General features: G+C 62.2%; 24 protein-coding genes and 1 pseudogene. 18 read left to right on the forward strand and 7 right to left on the reverse strand.

Going from position 1 to position 24,468, the window contains the following annotated elements; genetic code table 11:
- Window positions 1-94 precede the first annotated feature (94 nt).
- The 6 genes from D3250_RS02715 (at window position 95) to D3250_RS02740 (ending at window position 6,782) form a co-directional block, all read left to right on the forward strand.
- Window positions 95-1,567: an amidohydrolase gene (locus D3250_RS02715; RefSeq protein WP_119901797.1), complete on the forward strand. Its 1,473-nt coding sequence runs from the start codon at window positions 95-97 to the stop codon at window positions 1,565-1,567.
- A gap of 78 nt (window positions 1,568-1,645) precedes the next feature.
- A complete protein-coding gene (rlmN, locus tag D3250_RS02720) occupies window positions 1,646-2,986 on the forward strand; it encodes a 23S rRNA (adenine(2503)-C(2))-methyltransferase RlmN (RefSeq protein ID WP_119901798.1) in 1,341 nt (446 codons plus the stop codon).
- Between the two features lie 29 nt (window positions 2,987-3,015).
- Window positions 3,016-4,185 carry a pyridoxal phosphate-dependent aminotransferase gene (locus D3250_RS02725; protein ID WP_119901799.1) on the forward strand — a complete coding sequence of 390 codons (1,170 nt, stop codon included), beginning with the start codon at window positions 3,016-3,018 and terminating at the stop codon, window positions 4,183-4,185.
- 76 nt (window positions 4,186-4,261) lie between these two features.
- Window positions 4,262-5,059, forward strand: coding sequence for an ABC transporter permease (locus tag D3250_RS02730; protein WP_119902263.1), 798 nt, complete (start codon window positions 4,262-4,264; stop codon window positions 5,057-5,059).
- A gap of 152 nt (window positions 5,060-5,211) precedes the next feature.
- Window positions 5,212-6,033, forward strand: a complete 822-nt coding sequence (locus D3250_RS02735) for a SurA N-terminal domain-containing protein (RefSeq protein WP_119901800.1) — start codon at window positions 5,212-5,214, stop codon at window positions 6,031-6,033.
- Between the two features lie 50 nt (window positions 6,034-6,083).
- Window positions 6,084-6,782, forward strand: coding sequence for a Pr6Pr family membrane protein (locus tag D3250_RS02740; RefSeq protein ID WP_119901801.1), 699 nt, complete (start codon window positions 6,084-6,086; stop codon window positions 6,780-6,782).
- 30 nt (window positions 6,783-6,812) lie between these two features.
- Here the strand turns inward: D3250_RS02740 and purB are convergent, their stop codons facing one another.
- Complete coding sequence (gene purB / locus D3250_RS02745; protein WP_225973098.1) at window positions 6,813-8,222, reverse strand: adenylosuccinate lyase; 1,410 nt, start codon at window positions 8,220-8,222, stop codon at window positions 6,813-6,815.
- Between the two features lie 205 nt (window positions 8,223-8,427).
- Between purB and D3250_RS02750 the strand changes: the two genes are divergently transcribed.
- The 3 genes from D3250_RS02750 to D3250_RS02760 are packed head-to-tail and all read left to right on the forward strand — an operon-like array spanning window position 8,428 to window position 10,466.
- A complete protein-coding gene (locus D3250_RS02750; RefSeq protein WP_147383467.1) occupies window positions 8,428-8,910 on the forward strand; it encodes a hypothetical protein in 483 nt (160 codons plus the stop codon).
- A 43-nt stretch (window positions 8,911-8,953) separates the two neighbouring features.
- The gene (locus tag D3250_RS02755; protein ID WP_119901804.1) at window positions 8,954-9,775 is read left to right on the forward strand and encodes a hypothetical protein; all 822 of its coding nucleotides are present in this window, start codon (window positions 8,954-8,956) and stop codon (window positions 9,773-9,775) included.
- Window positions 9,756-10,466 carry an alpha/beta fold hydrolase gene (locus tag D3250_RS02760; protein WP_119901805.1) on the forward strand — a complete coding sequence of 237 codons (711 nt, stop codon included), beginning with the start codon at window positions 9,756-9,758 and terminating at the stop codon, window positions 10,464-10,466. Before D3250_RS02755 ends, D3250_RS02760 begins: the two co-directional genes overlap by 20 nt.
- A gap of 1 nt (window position 10,467) precedes the next feature.
- Here D3250_RS02760 and D3250_RS02765 read toward each other — a convergent pair whose 3' ends face one another.
- Window positions 10,468-10,857 (reverse strand): phage holin family protein, encoded by a 390-nt coding sequence (locus tag D3250_RS02765; RefSeq protein WP_119901806.1) that lies wholly within the window; start codon window positions 10,855-10,857, stop codon window positions 10,468-10,470.
- 15 nt (window positions 10,858-10,872) lie between these two features.
- On the opposite strand from D3250_RS02765, the gene hisC reads away from it, so the two are divergent.
- Genes hisC through D3250_RS02785 form a run of 4 tightly spaced genes read left to right on the forward strand, consistent with a single transcriptional unit; the run spans window position 10,873 to window position 15,646 of the window.
- A complete protein-coding gene (gene hisC / locus D3250_RS02770) occupies window positions 10,873-12,006 on the forward strand; it encodes a histidinol-phosphate transaminase (protein WP_119901807.1) in 1,134 nt (377 codons plus the stop codon).
- 12 nt (window positions 12,007-12,018) lie between these two features.
- Window positions 12,019-13,176, forward strand: coding sequence for a thiamine pyrophosphate-dependent enzyme (locus D3250_RS02775; protein ID WP_119901808.1), 1,158 nt, complete (start codon window positions 12,019-12,021; stop codon window positions 13,174-13,176).
- 56 nt (window positions 13,177-13,232) lie between these two features.
- The gene (locus D3250_RS02780; RefSeq protein ID WP_119902264.1) at window positions 13,233-14,216 is read left to right on the forward strand and encodes an alpha-ketoacid dehydrogenase subunit beta; all 984 of its coding nucleotides are present in this window, start codon (window positions 13,233-13,235) and stop codon (window positions 14,214-14,216) included.
- On the forward strand, window positions 14,216-15,646 hold the full coding sequence (locus D3250_RS02785; RefSeq protein WP_119901809.1) for a dihydrolipoamide acetyltransferase family protein: 1,431 nt from the start codon (window positions 14,216-14,218) through the stop codon (window positions 15,644-15,646). The genes D3250_RS02780 and D3250_RS02785 overlap by 1 nt, the downstream gene beginning before the upstream one ends.
- Window positions 15,647-15,702: 56 nt before the next feature.
- Here the strand turns inward: D3250_RS02785 and D3250_RS02790 are convergent, their stop codons facing one another.
- Window positions 15,703-16,392 carry a GerMN domain-containing protein gene (locus D3250_RS02790; RefSeq protein ID WP_119901810.1) on the reverse strand — a complete coding sequence of 230 codons (690 nt, stop codon included), beginning with the start codon at window positions 16,390-16,392 and terminating at the stop codon, window positions 15,703-15,705.
- 109 nt (window positions 16,393-16,501) lie between these two features.
- On the opposite strand from D3250_RS02790, the gene D3250_RS02795 reads away from it, so the two are divergent.
- From D3250_RS02795 to D3250_RS02805, 3 genes are all read left to right on the forward strand, one after another.
- On the forward strand, window positions 16,502-17,347 hold the full coding sequence (locus tag D3250_RS02795; RefSeq protein WP_119901811.1) for an HpcH/HpaI aldolase/citrate lyase family protein: 846 nt from the start codon (window positions 16,502-16,504) through the stop codon (window positions 17,345-17,347).
- 49 nt (window positions 17,348-17,396) lie between these two features.
- On the forward strand, window positions 17,397-18,500 hold the full coding sequence (locus D3250_RS02800) for an enoyl-CoA hydratase/isomerase family protein (protein ID WP_119901812.1): 1,104 nt from the start codon (window positions 17,397-17,399) through the stop codon (window positions 18,498-18,500).
- Between the two features lie 129 nt (window positions 18,501-18,629).
- Window positions 18,630-19,397 carry a winged helix-turn-helix transcriptional regulator gene (locus D3250_RS02805; protein ID WP_119901813.1) on the forward strand — a complete coding sequence of 256 codons (768 nt, stop codon included), beginning with the start codon at window positions 18,630-18,632 and terminating at the stop codon, window positions 19,395-19,397.
- A gap of 33 nt (window positions 19,398-19,430) precedes the next feature.
- Here D3250_RS02805 and D3250_RS02810 read toward each other — a convergent pair whose 3' ends face one another.
- From D3250_RS02810 to D3250_RS02825, 4 genes and pseudogenes are all read right to left on the reverse strand, one after another.
- The gene (locus D3250_RS02810) at window positions 19,431-20,546 is read right to left on the reverse strand and encodes a hypothetical protein (RefSeq protein WP_158583052.1); all 1,116 of its coding nucleotides are present in this window, start codon (window positions 20,544-20,546) and stop codon (window positions 19,431-19,433) included.
- Window positions 20,547-20,608: 62 nt separating this feature from the next.
- On the reverse strand, window positions 20,609-21,613 hold the full coding sequence (locus D3250_RS02815) for an aldo/keto reductase family protein (RefSeq protein WP_119901815.1): 1,005 nt from the start codon (window positions 21,611-21,613) through the stop codon (window positions 20,609-20,611).
- A gap of 89 nt (window positions 21,614-21,702) precedes the next feature.
- Window positions 21,703-21,834, reverse strand: a pseudogene (locus D3250_RS11910) (IS481 family transposase); the annotation flags it as partial.
- A gap of 18 nt (window positions 21,835-21,852) precedes the next feature.
- Complete coding sequence (locus D3250_RS02825; protein WP_119901817.1) at window positions 21,853-22,593, reverse strand: alpha/beta fold hydrolase; 741 nt, start codon at window positions 22,591-22,593, stop codon at window positions 21,853-21,855.
- Window positions 22,594-22,666: 73 nt separating this feature from the next.
- Between D3250_RS02825 and D3250_RS02830 the strand changes: the two genes are divergently transcribed.
- Both D3250_RS02830 and D3250_RS02835 read left to right on the forward strand, forming a co-directional pair.
- Window positions 22,667-23,365 (forward strand): helix-turn-helix transcriptional regulator, encoded by a 699-nt coding sequence (locus tag D3250_RS02830; protein ID WP_119901818.1) that lies wholly within the window; start codon window positions 22,667-22,669, stop codon window positions 23,363-23,365.
- 151 nt (window positions 23,366-23,516) lie between these two features.
- A complete protein-coding gene (locus D3250_RS02835) occupies window positions 23,517-24,440 on the forward strand; it encodes a DUF4031 domain-containing protein (protein ID WP_119901819.1) in 924 nt (307 codons plus the stop codon).
- Window positions 24,441-24,468 lie beyond the last annotated feature (28 nt).

Consider the following 24,468-nt stretch of genomic DNA (forward strand, 5'->3'; position numbering starts at 1 on the left):
TGAGGATGCAGCGTATGAGAAGCAGGGAGAGCATGACCAATCAAGAAGCGCCGGAGGCGCTCCACAGTGACGTCGCGAGCCTGCGGGTCGCGCGGTGAGCGCGGTACTGCTGACCGACGTCAGAACTGCCGGTGATGCGCACCCGCGGGATGTACTGGTCCGCAACGGTGAAGTCTCAGCGATCGCACCTGCCGGAGAACTGGCCTCCGAGCGCGGAGTCGATCAGCACGATGCGGCGGGTCGGACCCTGCTGCCTGGCCTCTGGGACCATCATGTGCATTTCACCCAGTGGACCATTCAGCGGCAGCGCCTGGACCTGACAGCGACGGAATCCGCACGCGAGGTCTTGGCGCTGGTGTCCGAAGCTGCGCGTGATGCCAGTGGCCGCAGGAGAGTGGTGGGCTTCGGCTTCCGCGACGGGCTTTGGCCCGAGCCAGCCTCATTGGACGCTCTCGACCAGGCGACAGGTCCGGTCCCGGCAGTTCTGGTCAGTGCCGACCTGCACGCGGTCTGGCTTAACAGTGCAGCGCAGCATGAACTCTGTGTCCGCACCGATGCCTCCGGCACGCTTCGGGAGACCGAGGCCTTTGCCGTCCTGGAGAAGCTCGACTCAACGGCGGACCTCACCAGCGAGGATTACCAACAGTCAGCCGCAGACGCCGCAGCCCACGGTGTGGTGGGAGTGGTGGACTTCGAGAATGACGACAACGCCACGCTCTGGCCCCAGCGTGTGGCATCAGGTGTGAATTCACTGCGAGTTGAGATTTCCGCATGGCCGGACAAGCTCGCCGGCGTCATCGCTCGGGGGCTGAAGACCGGGGACCTTCTCGATCCTCAGGGATTGGTGCGCATGGGGCCACTTAAGGTCATCGTGGACGGGTCACTCAACACTCGGACCGCCTGGTGTTGGGACCCCTACCCGGGCATCCCGACCGGCAGTCCACACAGGTGCGGTGTCGAAGCAGTGCCCGTCTCAGAATTGGCAGATCTGATGACAGACGCGAAGAATGCCGGCATCGTTGCGGCGATTCACGCCATCGGGGACCGTGCGAATACGGAAGTGCTGAACACCTTCGAACAGCTGGGCATGACGGGCACGGTGGAACACGCGCAGCTGCTGCGGGACCAAGACGTCCCGCGGTTTGCCGAACTCGGTCTGACCGCCAGCGTGCAGCCGGAACACGCTATGGATGACCGGGATGTTGCTGATGTGTATTGGGAGGGGAGGACCGGCCGGGCCTTCGCTCTGCAGTCGCTGCATCAGGCCGGGGTCAGACTGCGGCTGGGCTCGGACGCTCCGGTGTCTCCGCTGAACCCCTGGGCTCAGGTCGCTGCTGCCGTGACCCGCAGCCGAGAGGGGCGTGCCCCGTGGCACCCGGAGCAAGCCATCACCGTCCAGACCGCACTTGAGGCCAGCACTCGAGCGGGCCTCAAGGTCGAGCAGGGGGACCTCGCTGATCTGATCCTCGTGGACTATGATCCATTGACCTGCGACCCTTATCTGCTGCGCAGCATGCCGGTCGCAGCGACCATGCTTGCTGGGAGCTTCACCCACTTCGCGCTGTGAGACAACGCGTGCCGCGCCCTGCCTGTCAGGCTGACGCGCAGAGCCCCCTCCTATGTTCCGCGTGGGAGAATAGGCGTGATGTCTGAGAAAAAAGGTGCTGCCACGTCGTCGTCCGCTGACTCCCGCCCGCAAGTGCGCCCCCAAGCCGAGGGCTGGAGCCAGGCGCTGGACGCCGAGGGACGTCCCAAGCTGCAGTTCTCGCAGCCTAAGCGGATCAAGCAGCCACCCAAACATTTCGCTGACCTGACCCTGAAGGAACGTCAGGAGTGGGTCAAGGAGCGGGGCCTGCCCGGTTTCCGCGCAAAGCAGCTCAGCATGCACTACTTCCGGCACTACACTTCAGATTCGGCGCAGATGACGGATCTGCCGGCGGATACCCGGGAGGAGATGGTCGCAGACTTCTTGCCGCCGCTGCTCACCGAAGTTCGCCGGTTAACTACAGACGACGGCGCCACGATCAAGTTTCTCTGGCGGCTGTTCGACGGCGCGCTGGTGGAGTCTGTGCTGATGCGGTACAGGTCTCGCATCACTCTGTGCATCTCAAGTCAGTGCGGCTGCGGTATGAACTGTCCTTTCTGCGCGACCGGACAGAACGGGCTGACCCGAAATATGTCCGCCGCGGAGATCGTGGACCAAATTGTCCAGGCCAACCGAGTCATTGCAGCCGGGGAGTTGGACCAGCCGACGGCACAGGAGCTCGCCGAGGAGTCGGACCACGCAGGTTTGGGGGAGGAGACTGACTTCGCGGACTCCGAACGCCCACCTGCGAAGGCTACACAGGATGGCTCATCGCAGGCGATTCCAGTCGGTCCGCAGCGGGTCTCGAATATTGTGTTCATGGGGATGGGTGAGCCGCTGGCCAACTACCGGCGAGTGATGAACGCTGTGCGGCGAATGATCGACCCCGCTCCTGAAGGGTTGGGCATGAGCGCCCGAGGGATCACCATCTCTACGGTCGGACTGGTGCCGGCGATCAAGAAGCTTGCTGATGAGAACCTCCCCATCACCTTCGCGCTGAGCCTGCACGCTCCGGATGACGAACTGCGTGATGAGCTGATCCCGGTCAATTCTCGGTGGAAGGCTGATGAGGCCATCGACGCCGCCCGCTACTACTACGAGACCACCGGTCGCCGTGTCTCCATTGAGTATGCGCTGATCAAGAACATGAACGACCACCCCTGGCGAGCAGAGCTGCTGGCCAAAAAACTCAATGCCCGCGGCCGGGGGTGGGTGCACGTGAACCCGATCCCGCTGAACCCTACGCCCAATTCGGTCTGGACATCCTCGGAGCCAGCGGCCATGCAGGAGTTCATCGACCGGCTCAATGAATCCGGTGTTCCCACTACGCTGCGGGACACCCGCGGTAAGGAGATCGACGGCGCCTGCGGTCAGCTCGCCGCTGCCGACGAAGAGAGCTGACGGCCTGCCAGCAGACGTAAGCTGGAGGGATGAAACCTTCACGGCGCTCAGAGGTCCCTGGCTTCGAAGTGATGAGCATCCTGGCGGAGATCGAACAACATCGCTCGGCAGGTCGGGACATCATTTCCCTCACCGCCGGTGAGCCCGGTTCCGGCGCGCCGCCTGCAGTCAATGCCGCCGCTGCTCAGGTGCATGCAGCCAATACGGTGCTGAACTACTCGCCGGCCTTCGGCATCGCCCCGCTGCGAGAAGCGCTGGCTGACCACTACCGCAGTTGGTACGGCGCTGAGATTCCCGTGGAGCGGATTGCCGTCACAACGGGATCCTCCGGCGCGTTCATCCTGAGTTTTCTTGCCGCCTTCGATCCAGGGGACCGGGTGGCGCTCGCTCGCCCCGGCTACCCCGCGTATCGGAACATTCTGTCCAGCCTCGGCGTGGAGGTGGTGGATCTGGACTGCGGGCCGGAGGTCAGGTTCCAACCCACGCCGGAGCAGCTGGAGGCTGAGGTCGCCACCAATGGTCCACTGCACGGCCTCATGGTGGCCTCACCGGCGAACCCCACCGGCACCATGGTGGACCGCGACCAGCTCACCGGTCTTGCCCAATGGTGCCGTCTCCACGGAGTCCAGCTGATCTCTGATGAGATCTACCATGGGATTACCTTCGCCCTCCCCGGGGTCAGCGCCACGGAGGTGGACGACGACGCCGTGGTGATTTCCTCATTCTCCAAGTACTGGGGGATGCCCGGGTGGCGGCTGGGATGGATGGTGCTCCCGGAACACCTGGTAGACCCAGTTTCCCGGCTGGCCGGAAACGTGGCGCTGTGCCCGCCCCACGGATCGCAGATCGCTGCGGTGCAGGCGTTCACCGCAGAGTCAATGTCGTTCGCCGGATCCCAGCTGCGCGACTACGCCGCAGCCCGCGCCCTGGTGCTGGATGCGCTGCCCCAGCTGGGGTGGGGGAACGCAGCACCGGCCGACGGCGCCTTTTACGTGTACGCGCATATCGGTGAGCACCTAAAGCACTATGCAGATTCCACCGCGTATGCCAAGGCTCTGCTGCACCAGGCGGCCGTCGCGGTGGTGCCAGGTACTGATTTCGACCCTGTCGACGGCAGCGAATGGGTGCGGCTGAGCCTCGCCCCAGGGTCCGCGGTGGTAGCGGAAGGCTTACGCAGAATCGAGCGCCTGCGTGCATGAGTCTGCGTTTTGAGATCTTCCCGGGCGTCCACGTGATCCGGAGCGCGGATGCCAGCTTCGTGTGGATGAACGACTCTTGAGGACGCTCCCGGCCGGCGCTCCTCCTCGCTGGGTGCTGCTTCCGGCACTGCTCGGAACCCTGTTGATCCTCCTTCCCGTCACTGCTGTGCTCACTCGGCTGGAGTGGGTGGAACTCCCGGTCCTGCTGACCTCCGCAGCTGCGGTGGATGCGCTCACGCTCAGTGTGTGGACCGCGCTCGCGGCCACCTTCACCTGCCTGCTGCTGGGGGTCCCGCTGGCGCTGCTTCTGGCCAACGCTCGATTCCGTGGCCTGGCCGTAGTCCGCTCAGCGGTCCTGCTGCCTTTGGTGCTCCCTCCGGTGGTCGGCGGGCTTGCGCTGCTCTACACCTTCGGCCGGCAGGGCCTGCTAGGCGGCGCATTCGATCTGATGGGGCTGCAGGTGGCTTACTCCAGTCTGGCGGTGGTCCTGGCCCAGACCTTCGTTGCGATGCCGTTTCTGGTAGTCAGCGTGGAGACTGCTGTGCGGGGATTGGACCGTGATGTGCTCGATGCCGCCGCAGTGGACGGTGCCGGGCGCACCGGGATCCTGCGCCACGTCACGGTGCCGCTGATCCTGCCGGGGCTGGTCTCCGGGGCAGTGCTGGCTTTCGCTCGCAGCCTCGGAGAGTTCGGAGCCACGCTCGCCTTCGCTGGCAGCGTCCAGGGTGTCACCCGAACCGTACCGCTGGAGATCTACCTGCAGCGTGAGACAGATCCCGATGCTGCAATCGCGTTGTCAATCCTTCTCATCGGGGTCGCCGTCGTTGTCATTTCCCTGGCCTACGGCCGCCCCGCGCGCCTCGCGGAACGCTGAATGCAGATCAGAATGGTTGGCCGGCCGTAGAGAGGCTCCTCCTCGTCCTTGAGAACACGAGTGTTGAACCACCACCTGGTTACTGCCTGGGTATCGCGTTGTGGCTGGACTGCTACCCTGCGGGCTGGTCCGCAATAAGGAGGTACTGGCCAATGGACATTATGCATGGCAAGAAGTTGGTCACATCAGTGGCCGCAGCTGCGCTGCTCTTCGGGCTCGCAGCCTGTGACAATGACGACGCCGAGGAGCCCGACGACGGTGGGGACGCGGTCGAGCAGTCGGACACCGGCGGTGCCCCCGAAGATGGTGCGGAAGCAGGCGAAGACCCGCAGGAGCCGGAGATGCCTGAGCCTGAGCTTGATGACGTGCCCGACGTCGTAGCAGAAGTCAACGGTGAAGAGATCAGCGGTGACGAGTACAGCACCGCCTATGAGCAGCAGTACATGGAAATGGCCATGCAGGCCCAGATGTCTGGTCAGGAGGTAGATGAGGAGGCGCTGCAGGAGCAGATTCTGGACAGCCTCATCGGAGTCGAGCTGCTGAGCCAGGATGCCGAGGAATCCGGGTATGAGGCGAGCGAGGAGGACGTCGAGCAGGAGCTTGAAGCCCTCGCGGAGCGAAACGATCTAGACACCGTGGAGGAGGTCGTTGAACTCGCAGAGGAGCAGGGCATCAGCGAAGAAGAACTCCGTGAAGAGGTCGCCCAGGAGGCGATGATCAACCAGCTTCTCGAGACTCAAGACGTTGAGGAGCCCTCCGAGGAGGAGATCGAAGAAGCATACGAGGAGCAGGTCGCTCAGCAGGAGGCCATGCAGGAGATGGAAGGTGAGGAAGGCGAAGAGCCCGAGGTGCCGTCCCTTGAGGAGCTGCGACCACAGATCGAGGAGCAGCTTGAGGTGCAGAAGGAAAACGAAGCCATCCTGGCCCGCATCGATGATCTGCGCGAGGACGCCGACGTCGACGTCCACATCTGAGATCCTGCTGCGCACCCCGTGGAATCCACCGCTGAGGGTTAATCTCTCCCGTGACTAATGTGCCAGCGGCTCTTGCGTGGCAGCATTCTGCCGCTGCGCGGAGTGTACATGCTGGCACAGCAGCGCTGTGCGCAGCCGGACTGCTGAGTTCGCTGTATCTCGGATGGACCGCTGACAGTCAGCTGCCTGAGGACGTGGGTTACGCCGGAGGTTTCGCGGCCGGATGGCCGCACCTGCTGAACCAGCCGGCGTACTTCACGTTTCTCTCAGCGCTGTTGGCCTGTGTGACCTCAGCGATGCTGGCCATTCGTACGGATCGGGCCTCGGTGGTCTTCCACACGCTGCGGCTGGCAGGCGTCATCCAGGTGATCATCACGGGGGTGGTGTTTAACCTGCTGCTGCGCACGGACGGCGAACTCGAGGGAGTGTGGCTCTTCAACGACCAGGTGCTGCACCTGGCGGTTCCGGTGCTAGTACCGGTTGTTTGGCTCGTGCTGGGTCCGTACGGCAATGTCAGTCTCCGCGTTGTGGCAGCGTCTACGGTCCTGCCGATGATTTGGTTGGCTGCGACGCTGCTTCGCGGACCCGCACTTGACTGGTATCCCTACATCATTCTGGATGTGCCCGGTAGAGGGTGGTCAGGAGTGGCACCATACATAGTGTCGATTCTGGTGGCGTTCGTCCTCATGGCCGCAGCGATGTGGCTGATCGACCGCAGAGTCGTTGAATGGGCTGCCAATCGCAGCTGATCCGCTCATCGTGGGTGCACAAACTCGTGTTCAACCCACACCATGGTGCTGGGCGAGAGTAGCCGCGAGGCCGGTGTAACCCGACGGGGTGAGGTTTTTCAGCCGCTCCTCAGCCTCGGCCGAAAGGCCCAGATCGGAGACAAACTCTTTGAGCTTCTCCGCGTCCACCCGGCGTCCGCGGGTCAGCTCCTTGAGCCGTTCGTATGGCGTATCCATGCCCTGCACCCCAGCGATAGCCTCAGCGCGCATCACGGTCTGTACGGCCTCGCCGAGGACCTCCCAGTTCGAGTCCAGGTCCGCCGCAATCACCTCGTCGGCCACGTCGAGCTGTCTGAGGCCTTTGGTGACGTTGTTCAGTGCCAGCACCGAGTGTCCCAGAGCGGTGCCGATGTTGCGTTGTCCAGAGGAGTCGGTGAGATCCCGCTGCCAGCGCGATTCCACCAGCGTGGCACCGAGAGAGTCCAACAGCGCATTGGAGATCTCGAGGTTGGCCTCGGCGTTCTCGAATCGGATCGGGTTGACCTTGTGCGGCATGGTGGAGGACCCCGTGGCCCCAGCCACTGGAATCTGACGGAAGAAGCCGATGCTGATGTAGCTCCAGATATCCACACACAATCCGTGCAGAATACGATTGAAGCGCGCTACGTCCGCGTAGAGTTCAGCCTGGTAGTCGTGGGACTCGATCTGGGTCGTCAGTGGGTTGAAGGTCAACCCAAGATGTTCCACAAAAGACGCCGCGAGGTGGGGCCAGTCGGCGCCCGGAGCGGCCGCCAGGTGGGCGGCATAAGTGCCGGTGGCCCCATTCATCTTGCCCAGGTACTCCTGTTCCTCGATCCGTTTCAACTGCCTTGTCAGGCGGTGGACGAACACCGCGATCTCTTTGCCCAGAGTCGTAGGTGTGGCCGGCTGTCCGTGGGTGCGGGAGAGCATTGGGGTCGCGGCGGAGTCATCGACCAGACTCTGAAGACTCTGCAGGGCTTCCCGGGCTGCGGGGTGCCACACCGTGGTCACGGCATCGCGGATCCCCACCGCATAGGCGAGGTTGTTGATGTCCTCAGAGGTGCAGGCGAAGTGCACCAACGGCGCCAGATGTCCCAGGTTCAGGCTGTCCAGGCGGCGAACGATGAAATACTCAACAGCTTTTACATCATGCACCGTCTGCGCCTCGATACCGGCCAGTTCAGCGATCTCCTCCGGGCCGAAGGTCTCGACTATCTGTCTGAGGCCTGTTCGCTGCTCTGCTGTGAGGGTAGGCAACCCGGGCAGAGCCTGTTGCTGACAGAGGTGGATGAACCACTCGACTTCGACATGAACGCGATTGCGGTTCAACGCAGCCTCGGACAGGTGGTCCACAAGTCCGGCAGTGGCTGATCGGTAGCGACCGTCAAGAGGGCCGAGGGCGATGGCAGGTTCAGCAGCGGCAAGAGAAACACGGGTCATGGGCGTCATTCTTCCACGGCTGAAGGCGCAGAGTTATCCCCGAACCCGTACCTGGCCGGTGGACTCGCCACAATGTGCACAAGCCCGCTGAAAGATCAGACATAAGGCGCGGACGCTCCCTATGCTCACCATGGGCCGTCATACCTGAGCCCGACAGCCACAGAGAATCAACCCTGGGAAGACGCCGATGATCGTTCACCCGCACATGACCATTTACCCCTCGACTGTTCCTGCAGAGCTGGAGCGCGCCGCGGAAGCATATGATGCCGCTGCTGAACGGCTCCGCGGGGTGCTCGCCCGGCTTCCGGATTACCTGGCAGACCTGGATCGGGCCAAAGAGGTGAATTGGGACTCCATGACCAGCGATGCCTACCGCTCGGTTCTTTCCCTGTTGCGGGTCCCTGCAGAGGTGATGACTTCGGAGGTGGCTGCACTGGCTGCCGAGGCTGACTCCATCGCGGCAGATCTTCGGTACTACGCACAGCAGGCTCGGAGTCTCATGACACTGCTGAGTCTGGCCAATGGTGTGCCTGCGGGGATGGAGGCGGCCTCAGACACCGCAAGTGAATGGATTGAGGGCCTGTGGCAGGAGTCCCAAGATGCCCTGAACAGCACCGCAGCACGATTCACCGAGTTCATTGAACGGCACGGCGGCATTCCCACTCTGCTCGAACATGGCCGGCGCTGAGCGGTGCCGGTGAGGCAATTTGAGACAAAGGACTTGGGGGAACATGCCAGTGAATCAGACAGGGGACCTCCCGTCAGTGGGTGGGGTCCACGGCAACAACTCCTCTGCGCTGCAGCACTCTGCGCGGCACGGTCCGCGAACAGTGCCTTTTGGCATCCGCACCTCAGGGGGTCCGACTCGGATCAACTTGGAGTGGGAATCGCTGCGGGCGTCCACAGTTCATGTCAATCATGCCGCGGAGACTTTCGTGCAGCTGAGGCAGGAGACGCTCGGCGTCTACAAAGAGTTCGCCGGCAGTGGCTTAGCGCACCTGCACTGGAAAGTTCCTGCCTGGCACGCCCGTCTGGGTGCGTTGGTGGTATCGACCACGTCCACGGAGCAGAGCCTCATGGAGGGAGTCGCAGGGATCGAAGGCGCGCATCAGGCCTACCGAGAAATGGAAACCACGGTCCACCAGTGGTTCCATCTAGGAATCCGTGCGGGCGAGGGGAGCATCGCACTGGAACATCTGGCCCATACCGACGGCGACAAGAGCTTCGTCTATGACTGGTTAGCCACCACGCTGGTCACCGGCGGCGGCCAGAGTGTAGCTCTGTTTCTGAAGAAGTATCCCACCCTGGAGGTCTTGCTCAGCACGGTCATCGCAGCGGAAAAGCGCGCCGGGTTGATGCCTGCGCTGATGGGAGGCAACGAACAAGTCATCACTCCTAGAGGTCGCCCACACCTTCAGTCATCAACCAGATGGGACGCTTGCGGGCCACCTGAAAAACGTTGGCCGAGCGGGGAATCACGGAGACATAGCAATATCAGTCATACCTCGTTCGAATATGGAGCCAGCCTATTCAGTGCACCTGCCAGGACTTGAGGCGGACGGTCCCAATTTCGGGCACGGGCGCAGCCCCCTGAGCCTGATCGACGGCTTGACCAACGACTCCGCCCATATGACCGGCGCGGTCGCGGACGCGCTCGCCGAAGTTGGCGCCCCGAAGGGAGCCGAGGTCTTCATGACGGGCTTCAGCCTCGGAGGGCTGCACGCCACCAATATGGCCAAGAGCAGAGACTTCCAGCAGGAGTACAACCTGCGCGCGGTGACCACAGTGGGCAGCCCCACCAGGAGCGGTCCCACTCGACCGGGGGTGAAAGTGACCCACCTGGAGGATGCTCGGGACCCGGTGCCGCACCTCACAGGTGACCGCCACGAACTCTCCGCCGAGCGGATGGTCATTGAGTACAACCACCAGAACCCCGACAGCGCCGTCGAATCGATCGCCGGCTCAGCGCACACTTGGGAGCACAACCTGGATGGCATCACGCTCATGGAAGACAATGAAGCCGACTGGCTGGACCTCGGGGAGCGGAACCACCTGGACGAATTTCGAGCTCAGCTGAGGTTCGACGCCGAGGTTGAGACATATGTGTTCGAGTCGCACTGGCAACCCATGGACACTCCAGAGCACATAATGCCCTGGCAGGCTGGGGGCGTCAGCGACCTCGACTACCTCGGCGACGCCCTGCAGGACGGAGCTCGAGAGCTCCGTCGTCTGCCCCCGGAATGAGCTAGGCGCGCTGCGGCGACACCAGAAACTGGTTCAGCAGTGCGGAGACCAGTGCGACCACGATCGCGCCCAGCACAGCGTCCCAGAAGAAGCTCTCCACTACGAATTCCACGGGGGTGAACGTGGTCAGCCACGCGGTGAGCATCAGCATGAGTCCATTGATCACAATGGCGAACAGGCCCAAGGTCAGGCAGGTGATGGGCAGCGAAAGTACCGAGACAATCGGCTTGATGACCACATTCACGACACCGAAAACCGCACCGACAATGAGATATGCCAACAGTGGCTCGACGAGGCCGTCACCCCATCCCTCGAGTCGGATTCCGGGGACTAGGAAAGCCGCAACAGCAAGCGCGAGTGCATTCAACAAAATCGCCAGTAGGATTCTCACAGAACGAATCTTCTCATGGCCACTGGACAGCTAGGAATTGCCGTGCACACAACATCCCCCATCGCGCCGCGCGAAGCGGTCGCTGCCCTGCCCGCCTACAGCGCAGGAAAACCGCCGCAAGCTGCGGAGGGCTACACCCCATACAAGCTCTCCTCGAATGAAAACCCACTGGGCCCAGTACCTGCTGCTGCTCAGGCAGTTCGCGATGTCAACACACTTCACCGGTACCCCAACCCAGGGGCAGAAGCGCTGCGCGCAGCCCTGGCCGAACACTTAGACGTCCCGTTGGAAGACATTGTCACCGGCGCCGGAAGTCTCGGTGCTCTGACGCAGCTCATCAGTGCATTCGCCGGCACAGGTAACGATGGCCAGAGGGACGAGGTCATCTACGCTTGGCGCTCCTTCGAGGCTTACCCGATTGTGGTGCGCACAGCCGGCGCGCAGGACGTCCCTGTTCCGGTGATGACCGATGGCAGACACGACTTGGCGGCTATGACTGAGGCGGTGACCGACCGCACCAGGGTCATCCTGCTCTGCACTCCCAACAACCCCACCGGGCCAGCTCTGACTCATGCGGAAGTGACAGCTTTCCTCGAAAGTGTCCCCTCCCATGTGATTGTGGTCATCGACGAGGCCTATCTCGAGTTTGTTCGTTGTGCAGACCCGGTGGACGCGCTAGCCCTCTACCGCGAACACCCGAACGTGGTGGTCCTGCGTACGTTCTCGAAAGCTCACGGGTTGGCAGGGCTTCGGGTGGGCTACGCCATTGGCCAGCCCACGGTCACCGAGCACCTGCGGAAAGTCGCGGTGCCGTTTGCCGTCAGCGCGGTCGCTGAAGCTGCGGCAGTGGCGTCCCTGCAGCACCTAGATAAGGTCCACCAGCGAGTGCAGACCATCGTGCAGGAACGGGAGCGGGTGGTCACCGCTTTGAGCCAGGCCGGATGGACTATTCCCGAAACTCAGGCCAACTTCGTATGGCTCCCGCTGGGCCGAGCGGCTGTCGACTTCGCTCAGGCGGCAGGTGCGCAGGCACTGGCAGTGCGTCCCTTTGACGGAGAAGGAGTTCGAGTCAGCATCGGGGAGCCGGAGGCCAATGACCGTTTCATCGAGTTGTGCAGAACCTACAGCGGCGGCCCTGAACTCGCCTGAAACAATGAGCCCATGGGAGACGTGGATCACATGAGCGGCGTTGAGTTGGCAGATCCAGTCCCGGTGCAGCTACTTGCTGAGGACGGCACGTTCACAGAGCATCCGACCTTCAGCCGATTTATCGAGGGCCTCGACGGCGAGGCTCTCCGTGGGCTGTACCGGCACATGGTGCTTGAGCGTCGGTTCGATACCGAGGCGACATCGTTGCAAAGACAGGGCATGCTAGCGCTGTGGGTGCCGGCGCTGGGCCAGGAAGCGGCGCAGACCGGTGCGATTGCCGCTCTTGACTCCAAGGACCGGGTCTTTCCGACTTACCGGGAACATGCCATGGCACTGTACCGGGGTATCAAACCCGAAGAACTGATGGGCATGTTCCGAGCCACCAGACATACTGGTTGGAACCCGCACACCTACAACTTCAACGGCTATTCGGTGGTACTGGCGTCCCAGGTGATGCATGCCGTCGGTTGGGCGATGGGGATAAAACAGGATGTGGCGACCGGGGCGCTGAAGGAGGGTCGAGCGGAGAATGAAATCGTGCTGGCCTGCCTAGGCGATGGTGCGACCAGCCAGGGGGATGCGCACGAGTCCATGGTGTTTGCCAGCTCCTACGGGCTTCCCGTCCTGTACTTCATCCAGAACAACCACTGGGCGATTTCGGTGCCGCAGCAGACCCAGTCACGAACGCCGTTGGCCCATCGAGCAGCGGGATACGGCTTCGAAGGCATACGGGTGGACGGTAACGACGTGCTGGCCACGTACGCGGTGACGCAGTACATGGCCGAGCAGATGCGTGCTGGAGCCGGGCCGAAACTTGTTGAAGCCGTCACATACCGGATGGGTGCGCACACCACCGCCGATGACCCCACGAAGTATCGAAGCCAGGACGAGCTGGAGGTCTGGAAGCGCAGGGACCCGATCGCGCGCTATCGCACCTGGTTGGAGGCCCAGTCAGTTCTTGACGCCGAGACTGCCCAGGAAGTGGATCAGGAGGCGGCAGAGCTCGCCAAAGACCTGCGAACTGCCGTGCACTCTATGGAGTCCGTGCCCCTCGAGCGGGTCTTCGACACTGTGTATGCCGAGCCGCATCGCCAAGTCGAGGTGGAGAAGGCGTGGTTGAAAGACTATGAAGCAGGCTTCGCTGAGGAGGGGCGGGTGGCTGACCAGTGAGCGCCGAGTCCGCAGCACACACCGAGCAGAAGGAATCTGTGTCCACTCCCACCCAGATGCCGCTGGCCAAAGCCATCAACCGTGCCCTAGCCGACGAACTCACGGCTGACCCAAAGACGCTACTCATCGGCGAAGACATCGGTGCGCTGGGTGGCGTATTCCGGGTGACAGACAAATTGCAGGCCGAGTTTGGTCCAGACCGCATCATCGACTCGCCCTTGGCCGAATCGGGAATCATTGGGTCCTGCATCGGCTTGGCGATGCGCGGGTACCGTCCGGTCGCTGAGATTCAGTTTGACGGTTTCGTGTTTCCAGCGTTCAACCAGATCACCACTCAGCTTGCTAAAATCCATAATCGCACTGATGGGGCAGTGCCTATGCCGGTGACCATCCGATTGCCCTACGGCGGGCACATCGGTTCCATTGAACATCACTCAGAGTCACCTGAGGCACTCTTCGCACACACTGCGGGGCTGCGTATCGTGACCCCATCGAACCCCCACGATGCCTATTGGATGACCCGCCAGGCGATCAACAGCACCGACCCGGTGATTGTGCTCGAGCCCAAGCGCCGCTACTGGCTGAAGGGCACGGTAGACCTCGATACCCCTGCCCCCGACGCCTTTACGGCGCAAGTGCTGCGCAAGGGCACCGATGTCACGCTGGCTACATACGGGCCACTGGTGCCGGTCGCATTGGCAGCTGCTGAAGTGGCAGCCGGCCAGGGCCGCAGTGTGGAAGTTATCGACGTCCGCTCGATCAGTCCACTCGATGATGAGGCCATAGCGCGCTCGGCGGCGAAGACTCAGCGCCTTGTCGTCGCTCATGAAGCCCCGACATTCGGTGGCTTCGGCGCTGAGATAGCCGCGCGGGTCTCCGAGCGGGCCTACCACCGCCTAGCGGCTCCAGTGCTGAGGGTGGGCGGATTCCACATGCCGTACCCGCCCTCCGGGCAGGAACAACGCTACCTGCCAGACATCGATCGCATGCTCGAAGCCTTGGAGCGCAGTTTTGTCTACGCGAGCGAAGGGGGTCGCTGATGAGTCAGACCTTCAACCTGCCTGATGTCGGGGAGGGCCTCACAGAAGCCGAGATAGTCTCGTGGCATGTCTCGACGGGCGATTCCGTCGAGGTCAACGACGTCATCTGTGAGATTGAGACTGCCAAATCACTGGTAGAGCTTCCGGTCCCCTTCTCCGGAACAGTCAAAGAACTCATGGTCCGTGAGGGCGAGACGATCGAAGTCGGTCAGCCGCTGATCCGTATCAGTGCCGCAGATTCCGGTGCAGAGGAGTCTCCGAGCGCGACTGATCTCACAACCGCCGAGCCCCAGACGGGCTCTGCGGCTGCTGAAAGTTCCAACAAAGCACCGGCGGAGGACGAGCAGAAGAGCGCAGGGCGCGCCGAAAACGCCGACGAAGAGCAGAATCAGGCACTGGTGGGTTCAGGGCCGAAAGCCGACGCTCCCAAAGCTCGGGCGCGCACGCGACCAGCGGATCTCGATCTCATCGATATCTCCGATCTTGACCTCCCTCCCGGAAGTGACCAGCCGGCAGGTCGGTCTGTCAGCAGGGCGGGACTCGGAGGTCGTTCGGCCGCCGAGATGGTCCGCGCGGCCACTCCACCAGTCCGGGCTCTGGCCAAGAGGTTCGGATTAGACGTCGCCCAGTTGGTAGGGACCGGGCCAGACGGGCGGATCACCCGCGACGACGTGGAAACCCAGGCTCACCACGCATCTGATCGCGTTTCCGGCACCGAGGCTGTGTCGCTGTACGAGGGGCCCCGAGAAGAGCAGGTTCGAGTCCGCGGCGTGCGGAAGGCTACAGCGCTGAACGTCGCGGCCTCCGCCTCAGAGGTCCCCCACGTGTCAGTGTTCAAGGAAGTGGACGTGACGCGCACCATGGAGCTCCGGTCAGCGCTCCGCAGCGATCCCTCGTATCAGAACCTCAATGTTTCGCCCATGCTTTTCGCTGCCCAAGCGATCATCAGGGCTGCCAGGAAGAACCCCCAGGTTAACGCGACCTGGCATGAGTCCCACTACACGCTGTGCAACTACGTCAACCTCGGCATCGCCGCGGCCACACCTCGAGGTCTGGTAGTTCCCGTTATCCATGACGCTCATGCCTACACCCCGCAGGGACTCGCCGCTGCGATCACTGCGCTGACGTCCGATGCCCGAGAGGGCAAGACCACGCCAGCTCAGATGCAAGGTGGGACGATCTCCATCACCAACATCGGATCGCTCGGACTGGACTTCGGCACACCGATCCTTCCCCCGGGACAGGCTTCCATAGTGGTGCTGGGGGCAGTGCGCACCAAACCCTGGATCGTTGAGGGGCAGGTTGTTCCGCGGCAGATCATGACGGTCGGCGGTTCGTTTGATCATCGCCTCATCGACGGCGACCTCGCCGGAGCCTTTATCTCAGATGTTGCCTCGGTCATGGAAGAACCAGGACTTCTGATCACCTGAACTTCCTCCAGCAGATCACGGAGTCGGCTGCTCAGCAGAACTTTACGACCCCACGCCTAGTCCAAATTCTGGATCGTCAGCGGGCTGGTCTCCTCCAGGCCCAGTTGCGCTGACAGCGGCGCTTCGTCCAAGAGGACTTCGGCTTCAGGCGCGCCGGTGGCCGCCCGGGCGGTCGCCTCGATCTGTTTCAGGATCTGCCACGATTGGCAGATGCTTGTGCTGCCCGCACTGCCGGTGAGACTCACGGTGACAACGTCGCCATCGTGCTCTGCCCCGGTCACCTCCAGGCCGGAAGATGCCAGGGGGTTGAGAAAAGCCGGGTCGCCGTGCTGGGAGGTGTCCATAGCCAGCAGGTACTCCAATGCTGACGTCGTGGGGTCTTCGGTCACTATGGGCACAGTCTGCATCACCGAGATGTAGTCCTGGCAGCCGAACATGTTAGTTCGAGCAACCTGATGACTGTGTGGTTGATCGGGCCGATACTCATCGTCAGACTCATAGATCTCCCAGTCATATCCAGGAGGGCTGACGAGGCCAATTGGAAGGGAGACGGTTTCATCATCGTCGAAAGCTGGTTCTGGCAACGGATCGTCCGGAGGATCCTGCTCTGCGGTGTCCTGGTTCCCTTCTTTCGACTCTGTATCGGATTCATTGTCGGCTGAGTCACCATCACAGGCGGAGACGCCGAGGAGTGCCAGCACCGCGAATGCGGAAACGGCTACGCGCAGGGAAGGACCGGAAGTCATAGCACCAGGATACGAGTCGGCTGGGAAGCAGGCCGAATCCTAAGCAGTTGGAACTATTGGTGGGTCATTGTCTAGGCCCGCTCAGAAGCGTCTCGGGTAGGGTGAGACCATGCCTATCAGGAACCGTCGAGCGGCCGCGCTGCCTGCCAAGCTCTCCCGCTCATGGCTGCTCATTAACTCTGCCAAAGAGGAAGATTTTGCACCGGGGTTGGCCAGTGAAGCCGATTCGGTGATCTTTGATCTTGAGGCCTCCGTCCCGGACGACCTCAAAGCGTCTGCCCGGGACTCGGTGATGAAAGCTCTCAACGGCGGCATGACGGCCTGGGTGCGGATTAGCCCCACGACCAGCCAGCATTGGGAGGATGACGTGGCTGCGCTGTCCAAAGCTGACGGATTGCGCGGAGTCATGTTGGCGGAGACGGAGCGCCCAGATCAGGTGACGTATACAGCAATGCGACTTCGAGCGGGCACGCCGGTCATCGCGCTGGTGGAGTCAGCACTCGGGGTTGAGAACGCTACGCAGATCGCCTCAGCACCCGGCACCTTCCGTCTCGCCTTCGGCACCAATGATTTCCGAAAGGACGTGGGAGTCTCCGCGGACCCAATGGCGCTGGCTTATGCGCGCTCCAGACTCGTGGTCGCTTCTCGTGTCGGCGGCCTGCCCGGTGCTATCGATGGCCCCACTGAAGTGAACGCTGACGAGTCGGCAATCACTCAGGCATGCCAGGTGACTGCCGACATGGGCATGACTGGGAAGTTGTCGCTCAACCGGGCGCAAGTGGAACTGGTCAACCGGGGACTCAGCCCTTCAGAGGATGAGGTAGCTTGGGCTTTGGAGTTGATTGCTGCCCATGAGAGCGGAGCTTCCATCGGGGACGGCTCCTATCTGCCGCGGCTGGCCCGCGCCCAGAAGATCGCGTCCCTGGCTGACTCGTACGGCTTGTGGAACGCTTAGCCTGACGCATCGTTCCGATGCGGTCTGACCAGAGAACAAGGAGGTTCTGATGGGTAGAGAGACCTTTACCGGTGACGTCGCATTTGAGGTGCGGGGCCATTTGGGAATCATCACGCTCAACCGCCCGAAGGCCCTTAACTCTCTGACGGGCCTCATGTGCGAATCAATTAGGGTGCAGTTGGAAGACTGGGCCGATGACGCCGCGGTTGTCCAGGTACTGATCCGTGGAGCAGGAGATCGAGGCCTCTGTGCCGGCGGGGACGTGGCCAGCGTTTATCGAGAGATGATCGAGTTGGAGGAGCAGGACGGCGGGAGGCTACTGCCGGGAGGCACCCCGGGATATCAAGCGGAATTCGCTGCGGAGGCATTCTTCGCCTCTGAGTACGCCATGAATCACTATATTGCGCGGTACCCCAAACCATTCATCGCGCTGATGGACGGTGTAGTACTCGGAGGAGGCGTTGGTGTCTCTGCTCACGGGTCACACCGGATCGTCACCGAGCGCAGCCGAATCGGCATGCCAGAGACTACTATTGGCTTTTCCCCAGACGTGGGCGGCACCTACCTGCTGGGCCGCGCGCCAGGAGAGTTGGGGGTCCACGCCGGACTCACCGGTGTCCACTTGTCGGCAGCTGACGCCATCCACCTAGGGTTGGCGGATTACTCGATGCCCTCCGAATCCATTGACGCAGCAACCCAAGCGCTCACCGTGCAGACGGTCGAAGATGTACTGCCACAATTCGTCCAGGAGCCCGAACGCTCGGCACTGGCCAGTGCCGACTGGGTGAATCAGGCCTATTCGCTGGGCAACCCTGTGGAAGTGGTCAGTGCCTTGGAGGAAATCGGAGACGAGGTGCCGGAGGCGGCAGAGACTGCCCGTACTCTCCGCCAGAAGTCGCCGACAATGGTTCACGTGGCGTTCCGTGCAATCCGTGCGGCGCGGGGTTTGGCTTTGGAAGACGCGCTGAGTCAGGAATACACGATCGCGGTGCATGCGCTCAGGTCTCATGATTTCCGCGAAGGCATCCGGGCCCAACTCATCGACAAAGACCGCTCACCGCGTTGGCGGCCGGAATCACTTGAGTCAGTCGATGATCGGCTGGTGGAGCAGTACTTCACGCCGGTTCCGGCCAGACAGTTGTCCTTTACCTGAACTGGGTCGTGTCCGCTCAAGGGTGCCGTATGCGACGCACGGGGCAGAACCTGGATATGATCTGGGCAGCGACGGTGCAGCTGAACGCGGCACGAAGCGCACTTACTGCCAGGATCTGGGAGGACTCGCATGGAAGGCAGGGATGCACCCGCTCCGTCTGATCCTGTCCAGCCGCTGCACATCAGCTCCCCGGTAATGATTCTTGGCGGACCCTCCCCAGCAAGGAACGAACTTACTCAACGATTACGCAGTCTGGACGTCAAAGTCTTGCAGTCGGCCAGCGCTGCGGAAGCCCGCGAGCTGCATGCCGAAGAGGCACCGAGGCTCTTGGTCGTTGACGCCCGGCTGGCGCGACGAGCGCCGGCACTCGAGGACGCGGTCGACGACCTTCGGTCAGGCAACGACGAGACAGCTGTCCTCGCGTGGTTCGACGCGGACGCACCGCAAGAAGACATCCTGACCCTGTGCCGTCCCGTCGACGACCATATGGTTGGCTCGATTGCAGTGGAAGAATCTCTGCGGCGCCTGCACTTCTTGACGGGTCGACTCCCGGCCCAGCGTGACGGCGAGCGGCTTATCGTGGGCGATCTGGAGCTGAATACCGCCGTCCGAACCGTCACTCGGGCTGGTCGAGACATTGACCTCTCGGATACCGAGTTCCGGCTGCTGCGTCTGCTGATGCGCCACGCCCGAACAGTGCTCCCCAAGTCCCAGATTCTCCAAGAGGTGTGGGAATACGAGTTTGCTGGTCAGGCCAACATTGTGGAGCTTTACATCAGTTATGTTCGGAAAAAGATCGAAGCCGGTATGCCGCGCATGATCCACACGGTCAGGGGTGCCGGTTACGTGCTGCGACCAGCACGACCAGCAGAGAACGAGGAGCAGGCGGGAGCGTAACCCGGGCTGTCTCCTTTGGCGGGCGTTACCGCTTCAGCGAAGCCGACGGGAGGTGAGGAGCATCCCTGCGCCTAAAGCGAGGGTGAGAACGCCCAAGCCAGCAGCGCCGAAGGCCGCGCTGGTCCCGGTGGCGGCTAGGGAGTCATAGTGGTGATCGTCCGTGGCCTCCGGCTCAGGTTCTAGGATGACACTTGGAATAGCCAGTTCAGGCAGATTTGGCATCCCTGGCACGGGCAGCACCAGATCATCTTCTGGTTCCGGTGCGTCCGGAGTGTTCGGTGGTGCTGACGCGGTGGGCTCGTTGGCTGGTGGGTTCTCCGCCTCCGGAGGCGTCTCCTCAGTTGGAGGAATCGCATTGTTCTCTGTGTTCTGCGGTGGAGTGGAGGCCTCCTCCGGGGGTGCAGAGGTGGTGCTGTTCGGCGAGGGTGACGGAGAAGGTGGCAGCGTCTCAGTGGGTGCTGTTGGCGCGGGAGAGTCCGTTCCTCCTGTAGGGGGAGTGACCCGGACCGTCAGCCCTGTCCTCCCGTCGTCGTAATCTGGTGCTCTTGCGATAACTGTGAAGTTATCCTCACCGGATCCTTCGATCGGCGCTTGATACTGCACCTGATTGCCCTCGACGGTAATGGTCCCACCAATCTGTGAGGACGTGGTGCCTAGTGACAGTGTGGCCCCGGCAGGGTCGGTGCTGCAGGTGATGCGTGCACTCTGACCGGCCTCGATGGTGATGTTTGTGCAGTTCACGTCCACTTCAGGACCCTGTGGGGGTGTGGGTGTCGGTGTCGGAGTCGGGGGGGTCGGCGTAGGGGAGAGAGTCGCAGCCTCATCCTCATCCTCATCAAAGGTGCTTCCGCCGTTCTCCTCGAGGTCGTCACCTTCACCCTCGGCGGTATCGTCGCCGACTTCATCCTCTTCGCCCTGGGGGTCATCTGTTACTTCGTCATCATTGACCTGGGGGTCTTCTGTCCCCTCGGTGGGGGAGGGGGTTGGACTTGTCTCCTCGTCAGCTTCGGAGAAGGTCTGCGTTTCCTCAGGCCCCTCGGTCGCCAGGGCAACCCCGGCGGAGGACAGCATGAGCCCAGCGGTGAGCGCGAGGGCAGAAAAAATGCGCACGGGAAACCTGACGGGTCCCCCTGACGATCCGGAAAGCACAGAGCCAAGTCTAGGGCATACCTCGCTCCGTCCAGGTCAGCGGAGTGTCCGGTCAATCAGGCTCAGGTGAGCCGCTCTTCAGGGGAGGTGGTCAGAGCTGGGTCGTCCTGAGCGAGGTGACCAACGACCGCATCGATTGATTCCATGGCGGCGGAGTCCAGCTGCACACCTGCGGCAGCGACGTTTGAGGCAATTTGGTCCGGTCGCGAGGCGCCGACCAATGCTGAGGCCACATTGGGGTTCTGCAGCACCCACGCAATGGCCAGCTGCGCCAGAGTCAGTCTGTGGTCCTCAGCAATGGGCTTGAGCTTCTGAACAGCCTCGAGGATGTCTTCGTTGAGGTACCTTTCGATGAAGCGCGCGCCACCGTCGGCATCGGAAGCGCGGGAACCTTCCGGAAACGGCTTGCCCGGCAAGTACTTGCCCGTGAGGACGCCCTGGGCGATAGGCGACCAGACGATCTGACTGATGCCGAGTTCCTCAGAGGCTGGCACCACCTCGGGTTCGATGACGCGCCACAGCATGTTGTACTGCGGCTGATTGGAGATCAGTTGGAAGCCCAGGTCCTTCGCCAGAGCGTGTCCTGCGCGAAGCTGGTCTGCGGTCCATTCCGAAACGCCGATGTACAAAGCTTTCCCTGATCGCACCACGTCAGCGAAGGCCTGCATCGTCTCTTCCAGCGGTGTTTCATAGTCAAAGCGGTGCGCCTGGTAGAGATCCACATAGTCAGTGCCCAACCGCTCCAGCGAACCGTTGATGGACTCCATGATGTGTTTGCGGGACAGGCCGGTGTCGTTGGGCCCCTTGGGGCCGGTGGGGAAGTACACCTTGGTGAATATTTCCAGGGATTCCCGCCGCTGGCCGCGCAGAGCGTCACCCAGCACCTGCTCCGCGACAGTGTTGGCGTAAACGTCGGCAGTGTCGAATGTGGTGATCCCGACGTCTAGGGCAGCGTGTACACAGTCTGTGGCGACGTCGTTCTCTATCTGTGATCCGTGCGTCAACCAGTTGCCGTAGGTGATCTCTGAAATCTTCAGTCCGCTGTCGCCCAAGTATCGAAAGTCCATGTCGTCACCCTATCGGTGCGAGGTGATGAGGACCATAAAATCGAATCTGAGAGGTTGAGGTGTTGGGTCCTGTTGGTCTCCCAAGCGTGGTGGTTACGCTTGGCCTTGCCGTTCGTCGTTGGGCGATGCGGAGGGGTGCGCTTGAACTTAGGTTCAATTTCGGCGCATGCGTTTCGCCACAAATGTGACCGGTAGGCACCCTTGTTGTCTGAGAGGCACCTTCAGGTTGCATGTGCAGTTCAGCTGGTTCGCGAGGCCACAGATTGAATGGTCTTAGCGAGGTCGCTGGCGCGGCTCCACATCGGCCAATGGCCCGTCGGGAGGTCAATGACCTCGAGGTTTTCGAGGTTCGCGACTTCGGCGAACATGGGATGCCCTCCTCGGGCCATATCCATCACTTGCGTGCCCGGGATCGAACAGCAGACCATGGTGGTCGGGACCTTATTACGGGCCTCGTTTCTGAGCTCGACAGTCTGGCGAAGCACGGGTCCAGGCTCAGGGACTGCCTTGGCGCGGAAACGCTCAAGAACCTCTGCGCTCAGACCGTCGAGGCTCGCCTGCTGTGCGAGGACATCAAAGGGTGGGAGTGGAAGCTCCGTCACTTCTTCCGGGAGGTCTGAGGCGAAGGCGCTGCCTGTCGCCATCGGGCCGGAGTCGACCCACACCACCCGATGAACGAGTTCGGGGCGGCGGTCGAGAACGAGGCTGACGGGCGCGTTGGCTCCACTATGAGCGACGAGTGTCGCGGGCTGGTCCTTGGAGACATCGAGTCGAGTGAGGACGTCTCCGATCGTCTCGGCTTGATCCTCGAGGGTCCTGGTCGAACGCCCAGGGTCGTTTGGGTCGAGTCCAGGCAGCGTGATCGCGATTGCGCGAGAGTCGTCGGTGTCCAACTGTTCCAGGACTTCATCCCACGCCCAAGCTCCCAGCCAGTGGCCGGCAATGAGAATGATGGCGGGACTGTTGTTCAGAGTTGTCATGTCTCCACCTTCGTGCACGCTCAGGACAGGTGTATGTCACTATCTATGTCATGAATGTGAAAGGTACTGATCGGTGAAGCGAGCGGAACGCCTTCATGCCCTGTCCGAAATGCTGCGCCGTAACGGATCGCGGGGTCACTCTGCTGAACGGCTTGCTAGAGAGTTTGGCGTCTCCGTGCGCACAGTCAAGCGAGACCTCGATGCGCTCCAGCGCAGCGGCGCGCCCATATGGTCGCGCCCAGGCCCCGGTGGCGGCTACGGTTTGGCGGTCGGTGCGTCCTTGCCTCCCGTGAGCCTGTCCGCAGCGCAGGCTGTGGGGCTCATGGCTGCCGCGTCCGCGGCACCAGATGCCCCCTACTCCGATCTGGCAGCAGCAGGGATCCAGAAAATCTTGGACGTTCTAGATCCCCGCACTCGAACACGAGCCGAGGATTTGGCCCGGCGCGTCTGGGTCAACGCGCACCCCGCCGCTTCGCGCGCGATCAGGTCGGCACTGGAAGAGGCGATGGCCGAGCAGTGGGTCGTTCGCATTCGCTACACATCGGGGTCCGGAACCACGACCGTCCGCGACGTCGAGCCCGTGCTGTTTGCCTCCACGAACGACCAGTGGCACCTCGTTGGATGGTGCCGAGTGCGCGATGCGATGCGATGGTTCGCAGTGTCGCGCATCACAGGAGCCAGCGTCACCAAGACGGCTTGCGGAGATCACACCATCCAAGAGGTCGGAAAGCCCCCAGCCAACGCCAGACCGGTCCACGGGCGGGGCGAGTGAGCCCCTGAACCCGCCCACTGTCTCTTGGTTGTTCGGTGATCTCGAGCGTCGCGCAGGATCGGATTCCACCACACGATTCCGTCCAATGCTTAAGCGGCCGGTGCGCGCAACCTTTCGGAGTCCACCGAATGCTGCTTTGTAGCCTGTACATATGGGGATCTTTATCGACCCGCCGGCATGGCCGGCGCACGGGACATTGTTCTCACACGTGGTCTCAGATGTCTCGCTGAGAGAACTGCACATGTTCGCAAACACCGCAGCAATCAGTGAGCGGGCCTTCGACCGCGACCATTATGACGTCCCGGCTCACCGGTTTGAGGACCTCGTCCAGCTGGGTGCCGAGCCGGTCAGTGGCCATCAGCTGGCGCGCATCTTGGCTGCCTCCGGACTCAGGGTGAAGGCGCGGGACCGCCCTGAGAAACTGCGCAGCGGTCTGCTGCGTCGCTGGCGGAAACTCGGAGAGATGACCGGGAGCGACGCCGCCCGAGACGCCTGGGATGCGGTAGGCCAAGAGGTGTTGAACCGCTGGAGCGAGCCTCATCGTCACTACCATGCATTGCCTCACCTCCTATCAGTGCTCCGGGTGAGCAGCATGCTGGAAGAAGCCGGTGAGCTGCGCGGATCTGCGAGCCGGTCAGTGCCGCTGGCTGCCTGGTTCCATGATGCGGTCTATGAAGGCAAAGCTGGTGAAGACGAGGAGAAGTCGGCACAGCTGGCTCAGCAGCAGCTCGACCGCCTCCTTGCTGATGCTGAGGTCGAGGAGGTCGGTCGGCTGATCAGACTCACCGCCACGCATTCGCCGCAGGAGGGCGACACAGCAGGAGCGGTTCTCACCGACGCGGATTTGGAAGTCCTGGGCCGTCCCTCTCATGAATATCTCCGCTATGTCTCACAAGTGCGAGCCGACTATGCGCACGTCGACGACCAGGACTTCGCCCAGGGACGTGCAGCGGTACTGCGCAGCCTGCTTTCAGTCCCGCGGCTGTTCCACACCCGGACCGGGTACGAGCGTTGGGAGGCTCCGGCCCGGAGCAATCTCGAGACAGAGCTGAATGAACTCCAACGGACAGAATAGTTAGATCTTTGTGGCCCAACAGGTCAGC

It is taken from the genome of Nesterenkonia natronophila, from assembly GCF_003595215.1.
GTDB classification, from domain to species: domain Bacteria; phylum Actinomycetota; class Actinomycetes; order Actinomycetales; family Micrococcaceae; genus Nesterenkonia; species Nesterenkonia natronophila.